General features: G+C 43.1%; 14 protein-coding genes. 6 read left to right on the top strand and 8 right to left on the bottom strand.

Translation table 11 applies throughout. The features are described from left to right. Nucleotides 1-212: 212 nt before the first annotated feature. The 4 genes from gifA to F6K20_RS04900 form a co-directional block, all read right to left on the bottom strand. Nucleotides 213-413 (bottom strand): glutamine synthetase inactivation factor IF7A, encoded by a 201-nt coding sequence (gene gifA, locus F6K20_RS04915; RefSeq protein WP_008182153.1) that lies wholly within the window; start codon nucleotides 411-413, stop codon nucleotides 213-215. Nucleotides 414-535: 122 nt separating this feature from the next. Further along, a complete protein-coding gene (locus F6K20_RS04910) occupies nucleotides 536-1,627 on the bottom strand; it encodes a glycosyltransferase family 4 protein (RefSeq protein WP_008182152.1) in 1,092 nt (363 codons plus the stop codon). Nucleotides 1,628-2,011: 384 nt separating this feature from the next. Next, the gene (locus tag F6K20_RS04905; protein ID WP_287293941.1) at nucleotides 2,012-3,223 is read right to left on the bottom strand and encodes a HEAT repeat domain-containing protein; all 1,212 of its coding nucleotides are present in this window, start codon (nucleotides 3,221-3,223) and stop codon (nucleotides 2,012-2,014) included. A 270-nt stretch (nucleotides 3,224-3,493) separates the two neighbouring features. After that, nucleotides 3,494-4,480 (bottom strand): DMT family transporter, encoded by a 987-nt coding sequence (locus F6K20_RS04900; protein WP_008182146.1) that lies wholly within the window; start codon nucleotides 4,478-4,480, stop codon nucleotides 3,494-3,496. 349 nt (nucleotides 4,481-4,829) lie between these two features. On the opposite strand from F6K20_RS04900, the gene sppA reads away from it, so the two are divergent. Together sppA and aroH are read left to right on the top strand one after the other, a co-directional pair. Beyond that, nucleotides 4,830-5,654: a signal peptide peptidase SppA gene (gene sppA / locus F6K20_RS04895; protein WP_008182143.1), complete on the top strand. Its 825-nt coding sequence runs from the start codon at nucleotides 4,830-4,832 to the stop codon at nucleotides 5,652-5,654. A 74-nt stretch (nucleotides 5,655-5,728) separates the two neighbouring features. Next, a complete protein-coding gene (aroH, locus tag F6K20_RS04890; RefSeq protein ID WP_008182140.1) occupies nucleotides 5,729-6,115 on the top strand; it encodes a chorismate mutase in 387 nt (128 codons plus the stop codon). 211 nt (nucleotides 6,116-6,326) lie between these two features. Here the strand turns inward: aroH and crtR are convergent, their stop codons facing one another. The 4 genes from crtR to F6K20_RS04870 all read right to left on the bottom strand — a co-directional run bounded on the left by crtR (nucleotide 6,327) and on the right by F6K20_RS04870 (nucleotide 9,160). After that, nucleotides 6,327-7,229 (bottom strand): beta-carotene hydroxylase, encoded by a 903-nt coding sequence (gene crtR / locus F6K20_RS04885; RefSeq protein ID WP_008182138.1) that lies wholly within the window; start codon nucleotides 7,227-7,229, stop codon nucleotides 6,327-6,329. 616 nt (nucleotides 7,230-7,845) lie between these two features. Further along, nucleotides 7,846-8,013 (bottom strand): hypothetical protein, encoded by a 168-nt coding sequence (locus F6K20_RS04880; protein ID WP_287293939.1) that lies wholly within the window; start codon nucleotides 8,011-8,013, stop codon nucleotides 7,846-7,848. Nucleotides 8,014-8,469: 456 nt separating this feature from the next. Next, nucleotides 8,470-8,835: a hypothetical protein gene (locus F6K20_RS04875; protein WP_287293937.1), complete on the bottom strand. Its 366-nt coding sequence runs from the start codon at nucleotides 8,833-8,835 to the stop codon at nucleotides 8,470-8,472. 37 nt (nucleotides 8,836-8,872) lie between these two features. Beyond that, nucleotides 8,873-9,160, bottom strand: a complete 288-nt coding sequence (locus F6K20_RS04870) for a 1-acyl-sn-glycerol-3-phosphate acyltransferase (protein WP_008182133.1) — start codon at nucleotides 9,158-9,160, stop codon at nucleotides 8,873-8,875. A gap of 612 nt (nucleotides 9,161-9,772) precedes the next feature. On the opposite strand from F6K20_RS04870, the gene metG reads away from it, so the two are divergent. The 4 genes from metG to lptC all read left to right on the top strand — a co-directional run bounded on the left by metG (nucleotide 9,773) and on the right by lptC (nucleotide 16,027). Beyond that, nucleotides 9,773-11,365 (top strand): methionine--tRNA ligase, encoded by a 1,593-nt coding sequence (gene metG, locus F6K20_RS04865; protein ID WP_008182132.1) that lies wholly within the window; start codon nucleotides 9,773-9,775, stop codon nucleotides 11,363-11,365. Nucleotides 11,366-11,468: 103 nt separating this feature from the next. Beyond that, nucleotides 11,469-12,071, top strand: coding sequence for a LabA-like NYN domain-containing protein (locus tag F6K20_RS04860; protein WP_008182130.1), 603 nt, complete (start codon nucleotides 11,469-11,471; stop codon nucleotides 12,069-12,071). A gap of 646 nt (nucleotides 12,072-12,717) precedes the next feature. After that, entirely contained in the window at nucleotides 12,718-14,220 is a 1,503-nt protein-coding gene (locus tag F6K20_RS04855) for an RNA-guided endonuclease InsQ/TnpB family protein (protein WP_287293935.1), read from the top strand. A gap of 664 nt (nucleotides 14,221-14,884) precedes the next feature. Further along, the gene (lptC, locus tag F6K20_RS04850) at nucleotides 14,885-16,027 is read left to right on the top strand and encodes an LPS export ABC transporter periplasmic protein LptC (protein WP_044492588.1); all 1,143 of its coding nucleotides are present in this window, start codon (nucleotides 14,885-14,887) and stop codon (nucleotides 16,025-16,027) included. The last annotated feature ends 297 nt before the right edge of the window (nucleotides 16,028-16,324 follow it).

Genomic DNA, 16,324 nt, shown 5'->3' with positions numbered 1-16,324 from the left:
GTATGGGGAATATTCGGGATGTAATTCCGTTTCCCAGAACTCCTTTAAGTGCAGAGTTCTAAAAAATAAAACTATCGTTGGCTATGCCCACAGCCATTGATGGAAATATGGGTAGTGCTAAAGATTTAGTGGTTTGGCTACCGTCTGCTAAAGATAACGGTAGCTAAAATCACGAATTGTGTACCACTACCCAAAACTATATTGACAGAGTACTAGCTAAGTGAAGCATGACTACGGTCATAGGTAGAGCGGAAACTAGGATGGGGTTTACCTTGGATAGTACCCCAGTAGTCAGAATCTAAGCTATCTAGTCCTACTTCGGAAGCAACGCGACCGAGCATAGATTGCTGACGATTTTTGATCATGTGATGGTGATTCATCATCAGAGCCCTAGCTTTTTCTTGAGTAGACATTTTCCTTTCTCCGATTGCTTATATAAGATTTTGATGGGATTCACTTCCCTTACATATACAACTATATCATAGATTCTGTATCAAAAACTACAAAATTACTTTTAGTTACAAATCTTAATGAACTAGCAACTATCACCACTGTCCTTCAAAATATCCCAGAGCCACTGCTCTACGCGATCGCCCATGGCCTGATTAGAGTATTTAACTTCGAGGAGGCGACGGCATTGACGGCGGTCAATTTTATCCAAGTTTGCCAAGGCTTCTACCAAGCCTTCCACAGAATCGGGTTCTACCAAAAAGCCATTTTTACCATCTTCGATAATTTCTGCTGATCCACCACGGTCATAGGAAATGACTGGTACTCCACAAGCGAGGGCTTCAATTACCACATTACCAAATGCTTCCACCCAATGAGGCGTCATCAGTAAGGCTCGACACTGGCGCAAGTGTTTTTGGAGTTGATCAGTTGGCAGAAAACCCAGGTATTCTATAGGGGCATTGGGGTAATCCTGGAGAATCTGCTCCCAATAGGGTTTATTTTGTATAAGACCCATAATTTTTAGTGGCATAGCCGTGAAATCGGATGCTGCCACTGCGTCTTCTAAGCCTTTTTCTGGAGAAATTCGACCCACCCAGCCGAGCCAGGGTGAGGGGGAGTCACAAAAGGAATACACAGACAAATCAATGCCATTGCCCAAACAACGACAGCGATTCTTGAAGGCAAATGTTGCCGCTTGAGCCATTGAATGAACCCCGATTGTGCCAGGGAAATTAATGGCAACTTGTTCGATGATCTGATCCATCCCCTCGGTTAATGAGCCCATACTAACTAGGTGAGCAATGGGACGAGTGAAAAAGGGGGTTAGGTAAAACGGTAACCAGTCGTAGGCAAAGTTTACAATCAAGTCATAGTTGGTTTGAACTTGTCGCCCATAGTCCCACATATTAGCCAATACGGAGGATGGGGGGATGATAGTAGGAGTGTCTCTTGTTTGAGTTTGAATACTACTTTCGAGAACACCATCAATTTCTACCAGAGGCATTCCCCAAGCTGTAGATCCTTTAGTTGCCACAATTGTGATCCTGTGACCCCGATTAATCAATTCCGTAGCAATGTTACGTACAGTCAACTCAACGCCACCACCTAACCCTGAACCCAACGGACCAACTGGGGTGGAAATTAATAGCAATTTCAGGGAATTTAATTGGCTCATTAATTTAAAATTAACGTAAGCTATCAGCTATCAGCTATCAGCTATCAGCTATCAGCTATCAGCTATCAGCTATCAGTATTAAGCTATCAGCTATCAGTATTAAGCTTTCAGCCATTCGCGTAGCGTGGCCAAGGCTGACGGCTGTTCGCGCAGCGTGAGCTTTTAGCTCACGGCTGACGGCTGACCGCTAAGGGCTGAATGCTTACATCAAAACTATAAGTATAAACTTCAAATTAATTAATCAAACGTTAACTTCAAAACGTTGATTTTAAATCTCTTAAAGCACGGTAAGTAAAGCTTATTAAATTTTTATTACCTGTTCCAGATTATAACACGTTAATTAAAGGTTATGAAACTTTTATTACCTGTTCTGAAGTTCCCTAACTAGTCGCTATTATCTTGGTAATGGTTTGACGTATTTTCTGATGAATTTAGGTGATTTTGTGCTGGTGGCAAACTATCCAGATTCGCTGCAGGGCGAATTTTATTAAACTGATCGATTGCCCATTTTGCCGTTTCTCGCACTTCAGAATCCGGGTCATCCGTAGCGTGACGCAACATCTGCAAGACTTGATTTAGTAATTCATAAATTCGCGTTGCATCCCGAATCGCATTTTTCCGGACTTGGGGGTTGTCATCCTGCAAAGAAATGGCTAGGGCTTTGTTAATCGGTTTGAGGGTTTTGGTGCTAATTTGGGATAAGGCTTCCAAAATCAAGCCACGCTGCTTAGAATCAGAATCTAGCATTAAGTCCACTAGGGGCTTTACTGCCCTCGAATCCCCCTTTTGGGCTAATTCCCAGATAGCTTGTTGTCGCTTTTTTGGATCTGGGTCTTCTAATTCTCTGATTAATTCCTCAACAATACTAAATTTAGTCAGGCGAGTGGTCTTTTTGACATGTAAGGAATCAGCTAAAGACTGAGGTTGAGGATTGCTAGGATTGGCGACATCATAACTAACGCTATGGTTATAATCCCTTTGAGGATGGTGGTTTTGGGAGTCAGTTGACACTTGGACTTTGAGGTTATTGACTCTAGGATCTTGTTTAGCTTGGTTTTCTGTGGAGGGCGCTAATTTTGAGTCTACGGGTCGTTTTGGTTTAGTCAGCCACTTGAATAGCAAAAAACCGCCACCAGCCATGATGATGGCTGGGATGATCAACCATGATGACGGGCTCTTTTCCAGAGTCGAAGGCTCCGTAGTAGTCGATTCGGCTGACACTGATTCACCTGACTTTGGAGCTGAACTCGTGCTGGTGGTTGTCGTCTTAGCAGCGTAGGCTTGCTCCAATTCCTTCCTAGTAACAGAATCAACAACACCCAGTTTTCTCAATCCAACGGATTCTTGGAATAAAGCGACTGCTTTCTCTGTATCCTCACCATAAACACCATCTTCAAGCCCATCGTAGAAGTCAAGATGCTTTAGCTTGGCTTGCACAAGAGCCACCTCTTTTCCCCGACTCCCTTTGAGCAGAATTGGTTGGTCAGTTTCTGTGGCAGAAGTGGGAGATTGAGCGATGAGCAACGGGTCAGGGAGGTTGTTGGTTGAAAATGCGTTCGCTTTTTCTAATTTCGCCGCTTGACTGCTTCCCAGCACCCAGCCTAGGCAGTTCAAACAGGTAGCTACAAGTATGATAGACCAATGGCGAGTCATAAAATTCTACAGGACTCGAATGTGAACGCCAATTCTAGCTTACGCACTTAACACACAACGCTAAATCCCATGTGCTTTAGTCGTTCGAGCAACAGAATTTTGGCTCGATTAATCTCAATTGTATCAAATCGGCTTCACTGCTGGGTTTCTGGTAGCTTAGCACTACCTTCTTCAGACTCAGTTGTTGTTTCCACTGCCAGTTTTCCGCTCTGGCTAGCCGCTATTGTTTGCCAGCCTTGCTTTGATCCGAGTTGCTATTTGTTCCCGCTGATTCACTAGATAAACGCTGAGCAATGTCAGGCACACACCAGTCCACTGTAGGGAACTGAGTACCTCAGACAACACTAAATTCCCAAATAGTAGGGCAAATACTGGTGTCAGAAAGGTTAAGCTAGACAGACTAGTGAGATTGCCCTTGGAGGCAAAGTAGAAGAATATACCGTATGCGATCGCACTCCCGAAAACAGTGGAGTAAGCTAATGCAATCCAGCCAACTCCATCAATATTGACCCATTGCTGGGATTCTATCACACTAGAGAGGGCAAATAACGGTAATCCCCCTAGGAGCATGTGCCAACCAACAGCAGCAACTGGGTCTGCATAGCGGCTGATAATGGGAACCATTACGGTGCCTACTGCCATGGAAAGGGATGCTAACAGCATCAGCCACTCCCCATGATCAAACAGCTGTTGCCAGCTTAATTCTATAGCTTGAGCGTTGCCAGTAAAAAGGCTGAGAATCCATTGATCCGGCAAGCCAATCAAGCTGATTCCTACTATACCAAATCCTAATCCTAACCAACCCCAAAGTCCAATCAGTTCACCAAAGAGCAATCCTGATAGCAGGGCAACCACTAGGGGTTGACTATCAATCATCACCGAACCCAAACCCGCGCCAGTGCTAACCAATCCGTGGGCTAGGAAACCCTGAAACATTGCCCCATCGACTAAGGCAAATAAGCTAATCCACAGCCAGGCTAACCCACCTTTCGGCTGGGGACGACCCATCACAGTTGCTGCTCCTAATACTAAAACTCCTGCTGGTACTAACCGCACCCCAGCCATAAACAGAGGGGTTGTGTTAGGGATCACCCCTTTCATGGCTACCATAGCTGTACCCCATAGGAAAAAGGGGGAAATCAGCAGTAGTGAACCTAGTAGTGACCTTGGTGACAGTATGGTGTTGGCTTTTAGTTGCATAATCCTGATTTATAGTGAATAACGAAAATAACCGACACTCAAGCAGCTGTCATATATTTGATTTAGATATTGACTTTAGATATTAACTTGGCTCAGGAGCAGGGGGCTCAGGAGCACAGTAGTGAGTTTTGGAGTTTTTCGAGCTTACTTCAATAACATACAATTTCAATGGGCGACAGCTTAAAGCCGCTTTTCATATTTGGTTAAACACTTGTATAGATTTATTTATTTATTTATTTATTTATTTATTTAAAGCCCCTGAGTAGCTAACCGTTTTATAAAATGATGCAAACTATATATACAAGCTCCAGTAATCACTTAAATCTAGACTAGATACTCACAATCACCTATGCCTTGGCCGTTTAAACGCAAATCTCTCAAACAAATTGCTCGCATTGAAATCACGGGGGCGATCGCTGGTGGTACCCGTAAACGGGTCCTCGAAGCCCTGAAAACTGTTGAAGAGAAGAAATTTCCCGTCTTACTATTACGGATTGACAGTCCTGGTGGTACAGTGGGAGATTCTCAGGAAATCTATAGCGCCTTGGTGCGGTTGCGAGAAAAGGTGAAGATTGTAGCTAGCTTTGGCAATATCTCCGCATCTGGGGGTGTTTACATTGGGATGGGAGCGGAACATATAGTAGCGAACCCTGGTACAATCACTGGAAGTATTGGTGTGATTCTGCGGGGAAACAATATAGAGCGCTTGTTGGATAAAATCGGTGTTTCCTTTAAGGTGATTAAGTCAGGTCCATACAAAGATATATTGGCGTTTGACCGGGAACTGACTGAGCCGGAAAAAACTATTCTTCAAGAGTTGATCGATACCAGTTATCAGCAGTTTGTACAAACTGTTGCCCAGAGTCGCAACCTAGATGTAGATGTAGTAAAAAGTTTTGCTGATGGTAGGATTTTTACTGGTGAGCAAGCACATAACTTGGGGGTGGTTGATCGGCTGGGAACTGAAGAAGATGCCCGTTGCTGGGCAGCGGAATTGGTGGGTCTTGACCCAGAGAAAACCAAGTCTTTCACCATCGAAGAACCCAAACCATTGTTGAGTCGCTTGCTACCGGGTAACCGTATTCGCAATAGATCTCAGATATCTGTTGGTATAGATTGGCTAGAATTTGAACTATCAACTAGCGGTCAGCCCCTATGGTTGTACCGACCATAAGATAACATGGAGATTTGAGATTTCACAAGAGTCTAATATCTCAAATCTCCCAGGGAAATTCGGAGGATCTTACTTTGCACTGGAGAGTTAGAGCAATTCGAGGCGCAACAACTGCCTCAGAAAATACAGTAGCAGCGATTCGAGAAGCAGTGATGGAACTGCTAGATCAACTCGAAGCTCATAATGAAATCGACCATCAAGAAATTATTAGTGCCATTTTCACCACGACCCGTGATTTGGATGCTAAATTTCCAGCTGCGATCGCACGAGAACGTCCCAATTGGGATCATGTTCCTTTACTTGATCTGCAACAGATGCATGTCGAGGGTAGCCTAGAGCGTTGTATCCGATGTTTAATCCACATCAACACTCCTGTTTCTCAACTTGAGATTTATCATCCCTATTTACGTCAGGCCAAAAATTTAAGGCCTGATTGGACTCTAGCTCAAGTCAGCCGTTAGTTGTTAGGTTATTTCTACTAACCACGCGGCTTGCCCTTACCCATTAGCCAGCGCTAAGTTCAAGTTGTCATTATTCATTAGTCAAAATAAAATTGTTAATGGTCAATAGTAAATTAACAATTAACAATTAACAATTAACAGGCATGGGATTTTATTGAGTGAAATGTATCAATGGTCAACCGTCAATGGTCAACCATCAACAAAAACATTTTCAGCTTGATTCCGTTTGTCTATCAGATGATTTGCGGTGGAAACGAATTCCTAAAAAGATGTCGTATACAAAGTTCCAAAAACTCTTTTGGGCCAGAAGTCCTAGAGATTGATCACAACCTTTTTCATCTAAAAGGGGTTTAACAGCACGGTAGGCGGGCTGATACTTGTACCAGGGTATGGTCGGCCACAGGTGATGAATTAGATGATAATTTTGTCCCATAATTAGCAGGTTTATGATGGGACTGGGGTAAATTCTAGCATTTTTCCAGCGATCACGTTCTTTAAATGGACGATGGGGCAAATAGTCAAAGAACAATCCTAGCGCTATACCTACAACTAATGCCGGCACAAACCAATAGTTCATGATGTAGTCTAAAAAGCCGTATTGACAACCAAGATATATGATGATGGCGATGAATAGACGGCTAAAAAACCACTCCCATAGCTCATACTTACGCCACAAACGGCGCTTGAAAAAAAATATTTCGTGATAAAAGAAGCGAACTGCAATTAACCACAGCGGACCACCAGTAGAAACAAAATGATCGGGATCGTTTTCGGGATCGTTAACATTGGCATGATGCTGCATATGAACCCGCGTGAACACTGGGAAGGTAAAACCTAACATCAGGGCGCTACCATGACCCATGAGGGCATTGACGTAACGGTTTTTGTGGGCAACATGGTGAGAGGCATCGTGAATGACTGTTCCTACCATGTGTAAGGCAAGGACATTAATGCTAAAGCAGCAAGCGTTAGGCAAATCCCAAAGCCAGTAACCACCGGTGGAACAGACCACCAAGATGATCGCCGCCACAAACATGAGTAACGTTAAGTTAAACTTATCCGGGGCACCCAGGAACTCCTTGGGCACTGTCAGCGGCTTGATGGCCTCCGACATACTTGTTTTCTCTCCTTTCTACTGTCTTTTGGTAGTATAAGGTAGAATGGCTCAATCATAAAGATTTGTTAAGATTAGAGCTTCATATCATAAACTAGACTCAATGTCAGGAAAATCACTCTCGTCACGAGGGGAGTCACCCTCCGCCACTAGTTTTCATCCCCTTCTGCTTCTGGGACGCACAGGGGTTTTCAATTGTGAAGCTGATAATCTTCTACAGGTTAACCTCTGTTTCGATTAGGCAGGGGTTACCACTCTGGGGAAGCACCACCATCTTTCCTTTGGGGAAACAGTTCTGCCTAACGTTAATCAGAACCGCAAAAGTCCCAAGGCTGATGCTTGATAGACCTACTCACCGGAGCCAGCAGATCAATTGTGCCCCCTATTTAAGCTAGCGATGCAGCTTCGGAACAGGGGAGCCAGTGAGGTCAAAGGGAGGCAGCGCCGACCTGTGGGGGTTTCCACTGGGCTTTCAGCGATGCAGCGCGGTCAAATCAATTACCGTAAGGAGAGGGGAGCCTTGTCTTGATGCAGCCCTTCCCCACTCGCGCTTTGCATTAAGAAAGGTCGTTGGTTAAAAGAAGTAGCTCGATTACTCAAAATAATCCGCTCAATCCTATGGGGGGTTTTCAGAGCTACTTTCAAAGCCAGACAGACTTCCTTTCGACTTGCCACACAGATAAACCTCCTGTGAAGCTCCCTGGTTGAGTTCCGCTTCAATCAGGTTAACCACTACCCCTGCCAACTTCTCCGAGTTGCTTAAATCATCCGTTGGGATCGCCAAACAACGCACATCAAAAGCAGTTTCTCAATGTTGAGTCTGTACTGCCAACAGCTCACCGATTCGAACCATCCCTGGTAAATAAACAAATAGTGGATAATCACCGATTAGACTGTCCCGGAGTCAAGAAACACGGACAACTCTTAACTTTTGGCATTTTTGACTTTGAGTATGAAGTATGAAGGGAAGCAGGTCAAAGTTGCAGAACATATGAACTATTTACTATCAGAGTAAGCTAAAACACATGAGGGGGCTATAGCTTTAGTACAAATTCTCTGCATAAGTGACATGCTCCCAGTAGGAAATGGGAAGTAGGAAATGGGAACTAGGAAATAGGAACTAGGAAATGGGAACTAGGAAATTGGTAGTTTAACTTCTGGTTATGGATCAAGTTTTTATTCAACCATAAGTGAGCCACAAACAAGCCGATTTTATCCTTTATCCTTCATACTTCATACTTCAGATTTTATCCTTGAACCCCTGTAGTAACCTAGCAATTTCATACCGGCAGGTCTTAGTAATGGAGCACACAATCTGTTTTCCTTGATAGTTCCGCTGTTTATCTGTAATCCAATAGCAATGTCGAACTAATACTGCCACACAACGATGAATAACCATCGGATGCCAACCCATTTGTTCAAATCGGGGTTCAGATCGGTCAAACAAACCTAACCATCGCAGCGGTATCACTGAGTGTACGATTTTTTCTTGGGAAGCGATCGCTAATAGGCGCGGCGCTGCCTGTTTAACTGATGTCCACAAAGCTAAGTGGGCAAAGCCTTTATAAAACTTACCTATTGCCAAAGGCTGAGTCAAATTCACCATTGGTTGGGCTCGGACTATAAACACCCCAACCCAATGATTATGTTCGAGAAACGGACTTGCCTGTTGTAAAAACGTCCACAGTATATGTTCTGGTTTTTCTAGAGGGAAACAACCCATCTGCTGGACAACCCACCCGCATCACTGGTACTTGTCCGATGTAATGATCACAAGCAATGGGGATTGGTTGCCCTAAGGCTACCATCAACAACGGGACATCTAGAAAGCCACGATGGTTGCTCACTACTACAACGGCAGATTTATGAGGAATGGGATCCTCATCGATATTGGAACATTTGTCTTCCCATTGCAGCAAGCAGCGCATCATAAAGCTGTAGGGGAAGATGGTCAGACATCAGTTTCAGTCATCAATTTCTAATCTAAATTAACATTTCTTAACATTGTTTTAAAATTCTATCTATTGACAGATGCCTTAAAGTAGAGATAATCAGGTGCAACACAACTAATGGTGATAGACTGCCAGTGACTACAAGTGTGTAGCTTGACACATTAGGCATTAAGCCAGTAGTAGAAAAAGCCTGTTAAATCTAAACTAGACTACTAACTTATGTTAATAATTAATTTTCCTTATAATCAAGTGACAGAAGGTGGCCTTGATTCCATTCCTTCAAGGCAGTGGGATAACTCATCGGCTGCTTATCATTAGTCCTTACTCATGAGTAACATACTAAGGACTAATGACTCCAAACCCCACAACTAAAATACGTGGAATGAGTTACAAGAGAATAAACAATTTTGAGTAACGTAAACTAAAAAGTAGCGACAGATACTTTTTAGAAAAGGTTAAAACTTAAGTAAATCTGATTAGATAAATACTACATAAAGTAACAACTAAAATTAATACTAGTAGGCATACACTACGTTAAAAATCACTTAAATAAGTTAAATCAGTTGGCTGGAGGGCGTTTTTAACACTCATATGATTCATACGAATACTACTAAAAATACATTTGCCATTACAACACCCCTTTACTATGTGAACGACTTACCCCATATCGGCAGTGCCTATACCACCATGGCATCTGATGCAGTAGCTCGTTTTCAACGGTTACGGGGCAAAGACGTACTGTTAATTACTGGCACAGATGAACATGGACAAAAAATTCAGCGGACTGCTGAAACTCAAGGGGTAGATCCTCAAGTACATTGCGACAAGATAGCTGCTGGATTTGATGTCCTCTGGCAAAAGCTCAATATCCAGTATGACCGTTTCAGCCGCACTACCGCTACCCGCCACCAAGCCATTGTCAAAGAATTTTTCATGCGGGTTTGGGATAATGGTGACATTTATCTGAGTCAACAACAAGGCTGGTACTGTGTCTCCTGTGAGGAATTCAAAGAGCAACGGGAACTCCTAGCTGGAAACCGCTGCTCGATTCACCCCAATCAAGAAGCGGAGTGGCGGGATGAGCAAAACTACTTTTTCCGGCTATCTAAATACCAAAAACAGCTAGAAGAACTTTACCAACAGCGACCAGATTTTATCCAACCGGAAAGTCGCCGTAATGAAGTGTTGAGTTTTGTCAGTCAGGGACTACAGGATTTTTCGATTTCGCGATTGAATGTCGATTGGGGCTTCCCAGTACCGGTTGATCCCAGCCACACCATCTATGTCTGGTTTGATGCCTTACTAGGCTACGTCACTGCCCTATTGGATCCCGATAGTGAACCAACCCTTGATAATGCCTTACAAAAATGGTGGCCGATCAATTTACATCTTATCGGTAAGGACATCCTGCGCTTTCATGCTGTATACTGGCCTGCCATGTTAATGTCAGCCTCTCTACCTGTTACAGGTCAAGTATTTGGTCATGGCTTTCTGACCAAAGATGGTCAAAAAATGGGAAAAAGTCTAGGCAATACCCTAGACCCAGTGGAGTTGGTAGATAAATACGGTGCTGATGCAATTCGCTATTATTTTCTAAAAGAGATTGAATTTGGGCGAGACGGGGATTTTAGTGAAACCCGTTTTATCGATATCGTCAATGCCGATTTAGCCAATGACCTAGGTAATTTGCTCAATCGCACCTTGGGAATGGCTAAAAAGTATTGTCAAGGTATTGTTCCAGGTTTAACTGGCTCAGATATTTCACAGGTCAATCCTCTGCTCGAAATTGGCTTAGATCTCGGTTCACAAGTCGCTAGGGCTTATGAATCCCTAGCGTTTAGCCAAGCTTGCCAAAAAATATTTACTCTGATTCGAGCCAGTAACAAATTTCTAGATCAGCAAGCTCCCTGGAGCTTGTATAAACAAGGAAAACAGCAAGAGGTTGAACAAGTGTTATATACAGTTTTAGAGTCAGTGCGCTTAGCTGCCTATCTCTTATCACCGATTATTCCCAGTATTAGTACGGAGATTTACCAACAACTAGGTTTTGCCATCGACTTTAGCCAAAAAGAACACATCTTTTTGGCTGCGCCCTATGTATCCCATGCATCTTGGGGGGTTTTAGCTCAAAACCAGAAGCTAGGAAAACCCAAACCGGTATTTGCACGACTGGAACTCGCCTAATTTGGTTCCGTCTTATTAACCAAAAACTTAATCGGCATCTTACCTTAATGCTGATTAAGTAAAAAGTTTTTTAATTTTTTTTTAACAAAGAGGTATAATAAAAATGCTGAGCCATTATAATCATGACCCAATTTTTACACCTGAACAAGTCCTAGAAAACCGTGGTCGTGTTGCCATCTTTATCGATGGTTCAAACTTATTTTATGCTGCCCTTCAACTAGGGATTGAAATTGACTACACTAAGCTATTGTGTCGTTTGACAGCAGGGTCTAGGCTACTACGCTCTTTCTTTTACACTGGTGTTGATCGTACTAATGAGAAGCAGCAGGGCTTTCTGCTTTGGATGCGTCGTAATGGCTACCGAGTAATTGCCAAAGATTTAGTGCAGCTACCAGATGGCTCAAAAAAAGCGAATCTGGATGTAGAAATTGCTGTTGACATGATGGCACTAGTGGGTTCCTACGACACAGCAGTTCTAGTCAGTGGAGATGGCGATCTTGCCTATGCAGTGGATTCTGTAAGTTATCGGGGAGTTCGGGTTGAGGTGGTCAGCCTACGCTCCATGACCAGTGACAGTCTAATTAATGTAGCCGACCGCTATATTGACCTTGATACCATCCAAGAAAGTATCCAAAAAACACCCAAACAAAACTATACTTACCGTCCGTTGTCTGGGTTCAATGTGATGGATGAACAGCACAAATAGTTTGGTGATTAGTGATTAGTGATTAGTGATTAGTCATTAGGTAAGCATTCAGCTATCAGCTATCAGCTATCAGCTATCAGCTAATGCGCTACTTGAGTTGCTACTTGAGGTGCTTTTGAATGAAAGAGGTAAGCATTCGTTTAATCTCAGTTAAGTCTGCTGACGGCTGACGGCTGTTCGCGCAGCGTGAGCTTTTAGCTCACGGCTGACGGCTGACGGCTGACGGCTGAGAGCTGACGGCTGAATACTTACGTCATTAGTCATTAGTCATTGTCATTGGTGATTATGGTCTGTCTGATGGGGTCGAAACTACGATGTAGGTGTGTGGGCGTTTGTTTCTCATGTCTTGTAGCATTCGGGCAGTAATTAGTGGCTGAAACCCTATAGTTTATGTCCGATGCTTTGCCCTCCTATAGTTGACATACAGACCTTATTCATGGAGTAGGGTAAAACATCTAAAAACTTAAAGCTAAGCAACTACGTCAAGTATAGCTGAGGGGGTTAGTGGACAGTTATAGAAAGTGTCAGAAAGTCTAATAAAGTCTTAGAGTATTTGTTAGAGTGGAGACATGACATTAGTTCCTCTTCGTAAGGCGGTCGAACTTACGGGACTCTCTCAAACCACTTAACAGGAAGTACGCAGACAATGGCCTCATCAAATGTGAACGAACCCCAAGCGGATATCGCATGTTCGATACAGTTAGTCTTGCCACTTTGGGAAAACGACAAGCCCCTGAGCCAGTCAAAATCTGTTACTGCCGAGTCAGTAGTAGCAAACAAAAAGATGACCTCGCCAGGCAAGTCGCGTACATGCACTCACTCTTTCCGGAAGCGGAAATCATCTTTGACATCGGCTGTTGACTCAACTACAAAAGGAAAGGACTTAGAGCCATACTGGAACGACTTATGCAGGGATGTCAGCTCACGATTGTTGTTGCCTGTAGAGACAGACTTACCAGATTCGGTTTTGAACTGTTTGAATACTTGGCAGAACTCAACGGTGGGCGAATCCTGGTTCTCGACCAGCCTGAAAGCTGTCTTTGATCCGAACTCACAGCAGATCTTCTCTGAATCATTCACGTCTTCTCTTGTCGCGTCCACGGACTCAGAAAGTACGGGGCAAAAATCAAGAAAGATTCGGATATTCCTAAGTGCTGAACAACGTTCCCTTATTCGTAAGTGGTTTGGAGTGTCTCGTTACGTCTTTAACAAGACCGTTAAAATACTTCAAAATGGCGAAGTTAAAGCTAACTGGAAAGCCATTAAAACTGGGATATTAAATGACCTTCCCGAGTGGTGCAAGGAAGTACCTTATCAAATTAAATCTATAGCGATAAAGGATGCTTGTACCGCTGTCAGGGAGGCCAAGAAAAAATACCAAAAGACTGGACAAATAAATCGAGTTAGATTTAGGTCTAGAAAGAATCCTATTCAGTCTTGCTACATCCCCAAGTCAGCAGTCTCAGACAAAGGCATTTATCACACCAAGCTAGGAGGTTTGACTTTTTCTGAGGCTTTACCTGACAACAGGGGTGACTGTAGATTAACTAGCAACAATGGGGACTATTACTTGACAGTCCCTCATAAAACTACTCAGGAAAAAGCCGAAAACCAAGGTAGAGTAGTAGCGATAGACCCCGGTGTTAGGACATTCTTGACGTTTTTTAGTGATAATTCTATAGGCAAGATTGGCCACGGAGATTTTTATCGCATTCAACGACTTTGCATTCATCTTGATAACTTGCTTTCAAAAATAAGTAAGGCCAAGAGAAATCAGAAGCGACGAATGAGGAAAGCGGCTAGGCGAATTATCATCAGAATTCAAAACCTAATAAATGAGCTCCATCACAAAGCGGCGAGGTTCTTAGTAGATAATTTTGACGTGATACTACTCCCAACTTTTGAGACATCTGAAATGTCTAGAAAAGGTAAAAGAAAAATCAGGTCAAAGACGGTACGAAACTTGCTAACATTTTCTCACTTTAGGTTCAAAGAGTTTTTGAAGCATAAAGCCTCTGAAACCGGAAAAACAGTAGTGGATGTTTGCGAAGCCTATACCAGCAAGACTGTGAGTTGGACGGGAGAAATGGTCAACATCGGTGGTAGTAAGACTATTAAGTCAAAGATTGATGGCCGAGTAATGGATTGACCTTTGGTCACGCTTCGCGAACGCGACATCAATGGCGCTCGCGGGATATTCCTAAGAGCTTTGGTAGATACACCCTGGCTGCGAGAGCAGCTTGCATTGGTGAGCTAAGGTCTAGATTACTAGACTTTAGTAGCCAAAAAGTATCGGTAACAGATCGCCTATAATCATTAACTCATCTGGGTTTGGTCAATTCAGTTACAAAACTTATATCCAAATTGAAGGAAATAATCAGGGATTGAGTTCTCAGTCATTGAAAATATTCTGCCGAGCGCTGAGGGGGTGAAAGGTAGGCTATAATCCTTATCTGGTCATGATGCGCGTCAATTCAGTTACCCAACTTATCAACCGGATTTTTCGACCACTTGGACGAAAGAATCAGGGATTGAGTTCTCAGTCATTGAAAATATGCTCATGATTGTCTAGGTATAGTTTGGGATGATAGTGACCTTAAACCTAGAGCTGACAAGGACTTTGGGGGGCTTGTCGCCCCCCAGGAACTATAGAGGTTATAAAAACTTCTAATAACTAGTAATAACTACTATAGCGTTTCCTAGTAAGCAATTTTTATAAAAATTCCTTTTTTAAATCGATACAAGTCTTTATGATTAAGCTTTGTATCGATTATTTTATAGTCATTTATCCTAACCACACGCTCTTAAGCCATATGTTTTTATACTCCAAGAGATGTCTTAAATTTTTTATTTTGATTTTCATGGTTTACTCATTATCTGGCTGTAAGAGTGAGCCGAAGCCATTAAATCAAGTTCAGGAAGACACTAACGTTACTGAAAAAATTGAAGGAAGTCTAGTCTTTAAAAACGTCACTCTAGATCAGTCAGATAAGCAAGGTCGTCCTCTATGGAAAGTTACTGGAGATAAAGCGACTTACTCTCCAGATAGAAAAATCGCTTACATTGAGAAACCCAATGGGGATTTGTATCAAGATGGGAAACTGATCTTACAGGTCTCAGCCCAGAGTGGGGAAATCCTAGAGAATGGTGAGATAGTGTTTCTCAAAGGTCAGGTCACGGCTACAGATCCCCGTAATGGTGCTGTGTTACGAGGTGATGAGTCTGAGTGGAAACCTAAGGAAGATTTGTTAGTTATCCGCAATAACGTTAAAGGTAATCACCCTAAACTACAAGCATCCGCAAAAGAAGGGCGTTACTTAAGTCGCACCCAGAATTTGGAATTAATTGGTCAAGTAGCAGCCATATCGAAAGACCCAAACTTGCAAATGAAAACGGAACGTTTGCTCTGGCAAATCGAACAACAGAAGGTAATTGGTAACAAAAGGATATTTATTGAGCGCTATAAAAATAAGGTAGTAACAGAACGAGTGGAAGCAGACAATTCTGAGGTAAACCTTAAGGCAAATATAGCAACTCTCAAGAAAAATGTGCAGTTGACTTCGGTTGAACCACCGGTCGTGATATCGAGTAATTCAGCAGTTTGGAATTTGAATGATAAAACTGTTGTGTCCGATCAGCCGGTTAGAATTGTTCACCAGCAGGAGAAAGTGATGGTAACAGCTAACAGGGGACGGGTAGATTTGGGCAAGAAAGTAGTTAGATTAACTGGAGGAGTACAAGGGGAGGGAAGCCGTAAGCAATCCAAACTATACGCTAATCAGCTAACTTGGGATATCCCCACCCAACAGATGGAAGCCTCAGGTAATGTAATATATGAACAAGTTTCACCCCAATTTAATACGACTGGTGATAAAGCAGTGGGTAACCTGGAAGCTCAAGATATTTTAGTAACTAGTGGTGTTGGGGAAAGAGTGGTAACAGAAATTATTCCTTGAGCGGGTTGAAAGTTGAAAGTTTAAGGTTAAAGGTTGAACGCGAACCCGTGGCCTTTTGGCCAAGGTTGACTATAACGTGACATACTCCCACACGCTCATCGAAGATTACAGTGTGGGCTTCTTACCAACTCCAGCCATCACTATCGGCTTTCGCCGACGCGGGGCGCGAACGGATACACGGGTTACTTTATTAACGACACGGGATGCCCCGACCCACCGGAACAATACAATGAGTTCTATTTTTTAGGCACGTAAGTGGCTGACTTGCCCAGCATTTAAGGCCGTAGGCCACGCTAC

The sequence above is a fragment of the Moorena sp. SIO2C4 genome, assembly GCF_010672485.1.
In the GTDB taxonomy this organism is placed as follows: Bacteria; Cyanobacteriota; Cyanobacteriia; order Cyanobacteriales; family Coleofasciculaceae; genus Moorena; species Moorena producens.
Note: the sequence above shows the minus strand (reverse complement) of the source record. Positions and strands in the feature narration are given on the sequence as shown.